7 protein-coding genes are annotated in these 6,650 nt (G+C 71.8%); 3 read left to right on the forward strand and 4 right to left on the reverse strand.

Annotation, left to right across the window (positions count from 1 at the left end):
- Positions 1–23 precede the first annotated feature (23 nt).
- Both fabD and ACH495_RS10445 read left to right on the forward strand, forming a co-directional pair.
- Positions 24–914 (forward strand): ACP S-malonyltransferase, encoded by an 891-nt coding sequence (gene fabD, locus ACH495_RS10440; RefSeq protein ID WP_396857432.1) that lies wholly within the window; start codon positions 24–26, stop codon positions 912–914.
- A gap of 45 nt (positions 915–959) precedes the next feature.
- On the forward strand, positions 960–1,769 hold the full coding sequence (locus ACH495_RS10445) for a thioesterase II family protein (protein ID WP_396857433.1): 810 nt from the start codon (positions 960–962) through the stop codon (positions 1,767–1,769).
- 27 nt (positions 1,770–1,796) lie between these two features.
- On the opposite strand, the gene ACH495_RS10450 is transcribed toward ACH495_RS10445, so the two are convergent.
- The 4 genes from ACH495_RS10450 to ACH495_RS10465 form a co-directional block, all read right to left on the reverse strand.
- Positions 1,797–2,792 (reverse strand): BTAD domain-containing putative transcriptional regulator, encoded by a 996-nt coding sequence (locus tag ACH495_RS10450; protein WP_396857434.1) that lies wholly within the window; start codon positions 2,790–2,792, stop codon positions 1,797–1,799.
- A gap of 77 nt (positions 2,793–2,869) precedes the next feature.
- Positions 2,870–4,027 carry an N-methyl-L-tryptophan oxidase gene (gene solA, locus ACH495_RS10455; RefSeq protein ID WP_396857435.1) on the reverse strand — a complete coding sequence of 386 codons (1,158 nt, stop codon included), beginning with the start codon at positions 4,025–4,027 and terminating at the stop codon, positions 2,870–2,872.
- Positions 4,028–4,061: 34 nt separating this feature from the next.
- Positions 4,062–5,156 (reverse strand): LLM class flavin-dependent oxidoreductase, encoded by a 1,095-nt coding sequence (locus ACH495_RS10460; protein WP_396857436.1) that lies wholly within the window; start codon positions 5,154–5,156, stop codon positions 4,062–4,064.
- 202 nt (positions 5,157–5,358) lie between these two features.
- Positions 5,359–5,643 carry a phosphopantetheine-binding protein gene (locus tag ACH495_RS10465; RefSeq protein ID WP_396857437.1) on the reverse strand — a complete coding sequence of 95 codons (285 nt, stop codon included), beginning with the start codon at positions 5,641–5,643 and terminating at the stop codon, positions 5,359–5,361.
- A gap of 192 nt (positions 5,644–5,835) precedes the next feature.
- Between ACH495_RS10465 and ACH495_RS10470 the strand changes: the two genes are divergently transcribed.
- On the forward strand, positions 5,836–6,624 hold the full coding sequence (locus ACH495_RS10470) for a response regulator transcription factor (protein ID WP_396857438.1): 789 nt from the start codon (positions 5,836–5,838) through the stop codon (positions 6,622–6,624).
- Positions 6,625–6,650: the final 26 nt, after the last annotated feature.

A 6,650-nucleotide genomic window follows, 5' to 3' on the forward strand; every position in this document is an offset into this window, starting at 1 on the left:
CGATCGACCCGAGGAGACACGCGATGACCGAGGTGTTCATGTTCCCCGGCCAGGGGACGCAGCGGGTGGGAATGGGGCGGGAACTCTTCGCGCGCTTCCCGGCGCTGGAGCAGGAAGCGAGCGAGGTGCTCGGCTACCCGCTGGGCCGGCTGTGCCTGGTGGATCCGGACCGTCAACTCGGCAACACCCGTTACACGCAGCCGGCCATCTTCGTGGTGAACGCGCTCGCCTACCGGGCCGCGGTGGCCGACGGCGCCCGCCCGGACGTGGCCGTCGGCCACAGCCTCGGCGAGTACAACGCCCTGGAGGCTGCCGGCGTGTTCGACTTCCGCGCGGGCCTGCGGTTGGTCGCCGCCCGCGCGGAGGCGATGGCCAGGGTGACCGACGGGGGGATGAGCGCGGTCGTGGGACTGTCCGAGACGACCCTGCGGTTCCTGCTGATCCGGGCCGGCTTCGACACCCTGGACGTGGCCAACCTGAACACCGCGACGCAGACGGTGCTGGCCGGGCCGGCGGCCGACCTCGACGAAGCGGCCCTGATCCTGGAGGACGCCGGGGCCCGGATGGTGCGCCGACTGGACGTCAGCGGGCCCTTCCACTCCCGCTACATGACGCCCGCCGCCGCGCAGCTCGCCGCCGTGGTGCGCGCCACCGAGCCGCGCGAACCGCGGTTCCCGGTCATCGCCAACCGCAGCGCGCGCCCCTACCGGCGCGAGACGGCCGCCGACCTGCTGCGGGAACAGATCGACCATCCGGTGCGCTGGCGGGAGACGATCGAACTGCTGCTCGACCATCCGGACCCGCGCTTCACCGAGCTGGGCGAGAGCACGCTGCTGACCAGCATGGTCCGTCAGATCCGGCGGGATCGCGACGGGTCGGCCGTACGCCGGCCGCGGCAGCGCGTCGCGGCCTGACGCGGGTCCGTCCGAGAACCGCGTACACCATCCCGAGGAGAGGGAATGCTCACCGACCCCCCACATCTTCGTCCGACTCCCCGCCCCGGCTTCTGCCCCCGGCCGGTGCCGGAGCCGACCCTCCGGCTCTTCCTGTTCCACCACGCCGGCGGCTCGCAGTTGCTCTTCCGGGAGTGGCTCGCCCACTTCCCGCCGGACTGGGAGATCCATCTGCTCGACGCGCCCGGTCGGGGACGCCTCGCCGACCTGCCGTTCTGCGATAGTGCCGAGGAACTCGCGGGGTGCTTCCGCGAGGAGATCCTCCTCGCCCAGGACCGGCCGTTCGCGTTCTTCGGCCACAGCATGGGCGGCCTGGCCGCCTACGAACTCACCCAGCGGTTGGCCCGGGAGCAGCTCCGCCAGCCGGTATGGCTGGGCGTCTCCGCGCGGGACGCACCCGGCGTCGGGCCGGACAGCGAGCGGCACAGGCTGCCCGACGCCGAACTCCGTCGACACCTGGCCGCGTTGGGCGGCACCGCCGTCGAGGTCCTGGAGGACGAGGAGTTGTGGCAGCTACTCGCTCCGGTGATCCGGGGGGACCTGCGGCTGGTGGAGACGTGGCAGCCGCGTCCCGACGCGCCCCGGCTGACGGTGCCGCTGTCGGTCTTCGGCGGCACCGATGACGTCGTGGTCGCCCCGGACCGGCTGGCCACGTGGTCGGCGCACGCCGAGCGGTTCCTCGGGCTGCACCTGTTCGAGGGCGACCACTTCTACTTCCGGGGGCGAGTACCGCAGTTCGTCGACCTGCTCGTCGCCCAGATCCGGGCCGCGGCGCCGAGCCTGGCGTCCTGCCCGCCCGCCGGGCGGGTGGTCTGACCCTGGTCGTCCGGCGGCCGGCCGGGGTCAGACCGCTGGCCGCAGGACGGCCGGGCTGCCGGCCGCCGCGAGGGCGGTGAGTTGTTCGAGTCGCCGGGACAGGATTTCCTGCTCGCGACCGAGCCGGTCCAGGCGGTGGTGCAGCTCGACCAACTCGTCGCCGAGGTCGACGCCGCCGCGGTGCCGGGCGTGCCGGTCGTGGCCCCCGACCGCGCGGGTGGCCAGTACCGGCGGTGTGCCGACGATCGGAGCGGGCGGCGGGGAGTCGAGTTCGGGGGCGTGGCTGAGGACCTCCCGGACGCGGTTGACCAGCGCCGGTCCCGGATTCACCCCGAGTTCGTACGACAGGCGTGCCCGCGCCCGCTCGTAGACGCCCAACGCCTCCGCCTGCCGTCCACAGCGGTAGAAGGCGACCATCAACAGGTCGTAGAAGCGCTCCCGGAACGGGTACTCGACCGTCAGTTCCTCCAGCTCACCCGTGATCGCGTCGTGCAGACCGGCGCGGAGACTGGCGTCGAACGTCGTCTCCAGCGCGGTCAGCCGGCTCTCCTCCAGTTGGGCCGCCTCCACGAGGCAGATGTCTCCGCCGGCGCAGCCTTCGAGGGCCGGCCCGCGCCACAGGGCCAGCGCCTGGCGGAGAAGTTCGACGGCCCGGTGCGGATCGCTGGGAACCAGCGCCCGCCCCTGCGCGGAGAGTCGGAGGAAACGGTCGGCGTCGGTGCCTGCCGGGTCGGGCTCCAGGAGGTAGCCCAGGGAGTGGGTGACGATCCGCGGCTGGCCCGGGTCACCCGCATTCGGCAGGAGCCGGCGCAGCCGGGCGATGTGGGCCTGGAGGGCGTTGGCCGCGTTGGCCGGTGGCTGTTCGCCCCACAACTCGTCGATGAGCCGGTGTGGCGCGAGCACCTGGCCCGCCTTCACCACCAGCGCACCCAGGAGGGAGCGTTGTTTGGAGCCGGTGGGGAAGATCGGCTCGCCCCGCCGCTCGTCGTCGATCTCGATGGGGCCCAGGATGCGGAACTGCATCTACTCCTCGCAACGCGGGGCGGACCCCGGCTCAGGGGTTCGGATGGGGACGGCGCGGCGCACTGGGTCACCCCTTCTCACAGGAAGCGGTCGGGGTCGGCGAAGTCGAGTGTCGGCCGGGGTTCCCTGTCCTGCACGAGGTCGGCGATCACCTCACCGACGCCGGTCGCGTGCTTGAAGCCGTGGCCGCCGCAGCCGCCGGCAACGACCACGCGGCGGTCTCCGCGTAGCCGTCCGAGGACGAACTGGCCGTCCGGCGTACGCGCGTAGATGTTCCCGGTGACCCGGGAGGGCAGGGCCGAGATCCCGGGGATCGCCGCAGGCAGCAACTCCGCCAGAGCGGACCAGTCGGCCGGTGAGACCGAACGGTCCAGCGTCTCCGGGTCCACCACGCGGAAGTGGCGTCCACCGTCCTCCAGCCCGAGCTTGACCTCCCGGGCACCCGGAAGGCAGCCGTGGCCCCAGATGACCTCACCGCCGTCGAGTTCGCGCATGAAGACCGGCAGCCGCTCCAGGGTGAATCTCGGGTCGGGGGTGACCGGGGTGAACCAGGTGGTGGGCATCCGGACCACCTCCAAGGGCAGTTCGGGGACGAACTGCGAGAGCCAGGGGCCGACGGCCACCACCACGCGCGCGACGCGGATCGGACGCAGCGCCGTGTGCAGGACGGCACCGTCGTCGACGAGTTCGATCGCGGTGACCCGGGTGTCGGTGAACACCCGGGCGCCCGCCGTCCTGGCCGCCGTGACGGCGGCGTCGATGGTCGCTTCCGGAGCGGTCAGCCCACCCGCCGGTTCGACGATGCCCACGTGATCGGCCGGGATGCCGTCGTGCGCGGGTACCCGGGCACGCATCCGGGGCGGGTCGAGCACGTCGACGTCCAACCCGTGCTCCCGCGCGGCGGTCAGGGCGCCGGCCACGATCCGGCCGTCGGGCGGGCCGATGAGCATGGCTCCGGTCCGGGCCAGCAGCCGGGTGCCGGTCTGCCGCTCCAGCTTTTCCCAGAGCTCACCGGAGCGCCGGGCCAGCGGGACCAGGCCCGGGTGCTCCAGGCAGGCGGTACGGAACATCCGGCTCTCCCCGTGCGACGAGCCGTGCACGTTGGCCGTGCCGTACCGGTCGATGCCGATCGCGTCGACGCCGCGGGAGGCCAGCTGCCACAGGGCGCAGGCACCCCACGCGCCGAGCCCGACGACCGCGACCTCGGCGACCGCGTCCGCGTGACTGGCCCCCATCTCGCTCCTCACCTGGTTACGTGTGGGACGGCGCTCAGCTGACCGTCGCGGCCGCCTCGGCCGCCTCCGTCCGATTCGCCAGGGACGGAGCGACCTGGGTCGCGAACAGTTCCATCGCCCGCTCCGCCCGCTCCACCGGCAGGTGGCCCGAGTTGAACTGCAGGCTCAGGCAGACGTCCGAGCCGTACCGGTTCGCGACGTCGACGACCTGCTCGTGGACGTCCTGCGGGGTGCCGGCCAGGACCTTGCGATCGGCCAGTGCGCGGTCGAAGTCGTAGTTGGCTGCCTTCTCCACGAACTTCTCGTAGCCGGGGTACTGGTCGCTGCGGGTCCGGCCCCACGCGGACACCGCGGCGGTCATCCGGGAGACGTAGTGCTCCTCCTGGGCGCGGGCGTCGGTCAGGGCGACCTCGCGGTCCTCGGCGACGTAGCAGCTGTACTTGATCTGTATCCGGCCCGGCTCGGCGTGCCCGGCGGCGGTCCGGGCCGCGCGGTAGCTCTCGATCATGCGCAGCAGTTCCGGGTGACTGGTCACCGAGGGCACGACCTGGATGTGGTGTCCGGCCCGGCCGGCCGCGGCGCAGGACTCCGGACTGGTCGCGGACGCGACGAACACGGGCGGGTGGGGCCGCTGGAACGGCGCGGGAAAGCTGGTGAACGGGCCGAACCGGTGGAAGCGACCCGTGAAGGTGACGTCCTCCCCGGTCCACAACGCCACGCAGGCGGCGATGCCCTCGTCGAAGCGTGCCCGGCTCTCGGCCATGGAGACCCCGAACGCCTCGAACTCCTCCGGCAGGAACGCGCGTCCGAAGCCGACGTCGAGTCGTCCGTGGGAGAGGTTGTCGAGCATGGCCAGCGCCGCCGCGAGCTTCACCGGGTGGGTGAAGGCCGCGATCACCGCACCGGTGGTGAGCCGGATCCGGCTCGTACGCGCCGCCGCGGCGGCGAGGAAGGCCACCGGGTCCGGGCTGTACCCGCCGTACGGGGAGCCGTAGTGCTCGACTGTCTGGACATGCTCGTAGCCGAACGCCTCGGCCCGCTGGACCAGGTGCAGGCTCTCGTCGTAGTAGGTGCTGGCGCTCTTGCGTTTCGGATCCATGACTGGAAAGAAACTGACTCCGAATTTCATGCTGGCTCCGTCTGGTGGCTGCCGGGTGATTCCCGCGAAGATCCGCAAGATTGACCCTAGCCAATTCAGGCTCTGGCTTCCGGATTCTTCAGTCCTGATGAAGTGGGATTCAAGCGAGCCTCCATCGGGGCTGTGGTGTCCTCTCCCGGAAAATTCAGGAGGCCCGTGGCCGACGATTGGCCACGGGCCTCCAGACGCGGGGTCAGGCGGTTCGCGTCCGTTGTCGCTCCGACAGCAGTCGCCACCAGTCGTCCATCGTCGGGGAGCGGGACAGTTCGGCGAGTTCCACGTCGATGCCCCGCTGCCGGCAGGCGCTGACGAACTGCATGACGCCCACGGAGTGCAGCCCGTGGTCGATCAGGTCCTCGGTGCCGCCGGGCAGGTCGCCGACGTCGAGGTCCATGCACTCGGCGACGAGCCGAATCACTTCTTCTCTGGTCACCGGCGGGTCGTCCGGCGGGTTTGCGCTGTCGATTGTCGATGTCATGGTCAGCCAAGATAACAGCCCAGCCCCTCGCGAGGGCCCCGCCACGAGGCGCATTTCCGCTATCCCGACCGGCGCCTGTGGTGCGCTGCTTGAGGTTGACTTGAGAACCAGTAATCGTTGGTCGCGAGGCGATTACCTTGACGAATGGCGTCGTTTTCGGGACGCCCAGTCGGAGCGGACCGGGAGCGAATCATGGAACGGAGATCGGAGGCGCCGGCCCCCGCCGGGACCGCTGTGCTGCGCATGCTCACCGGAGGGGCCGGGCAGCCCGACCACCCTGCCGTCGACCAACGGTGGCAGTGGACGACGGAGCCGTCCCGGTCCCTGCCCCGCGACGGGGTCCAGGTCTTCCTGCTGGGCTCCGACGCCGTGGCCCGGGTGGGTCTGCGGTCGCTGCTGCACGGGCAGTCCGACGTGGTGGTGGTGGGCGACGGCCCGCCCGGCCCGGCCACCCTGGCCGCCCTGCGCCAGCTCCGCCCCGCGGTCATCGTGCTGCACCGGATGTCCGGCCCGGCCGACATGGAACTGCTGGCGCGGCACCTGGGTGACGAGGTGAGCATGGTGACCGTGGACAGTCCGGAGCCCGGTCCGGGCGCCGAGGCGGCCCTCGCCCTCCACTGCGGCAGCCTGCCCGGCACCGTGGAGCCCGCCCAACTGGGGGCGGCCGTGCAGATGGCCGCCGCCGGTTACCGCATGGTGCGACGGTCGGACGGCTGGCCGGCGGCGGCCCCGTCGTGCCGCTGCGACGACCTCGCCCCCCGGGTGCCCTCCGTGTCCGAGGTGGACACCGGGGAGCTGACCGATCGGGAACACGAGGTGCTCCTCCTCATCGCCCGTGGCCTCTCCAACGTCGAGATCGCCGACCGGCTCACCCTCTCGGAGTACACCGTCAAGTCCCACGTCCGGAACCTGCTGCACAAGCTGCGGCTCCGCAACCGGGTGCAGGCCGTCATCTACGCGTTCGAGACGGGGCTGCGGTAGCCCGACGGACGGCACGTCAGCCAGGG

The sequence above is a fragment of the Micromonospora sp. NPDC018662 genome (assembly GCF_044391475.1).
In the GTDB taxonomy this organism is placed as follows: domain Bacteria; phylum Actinomycetota; class Actinomycetes; order Mycobacteriales; family Micromonosporaceae; genus Micromonospora.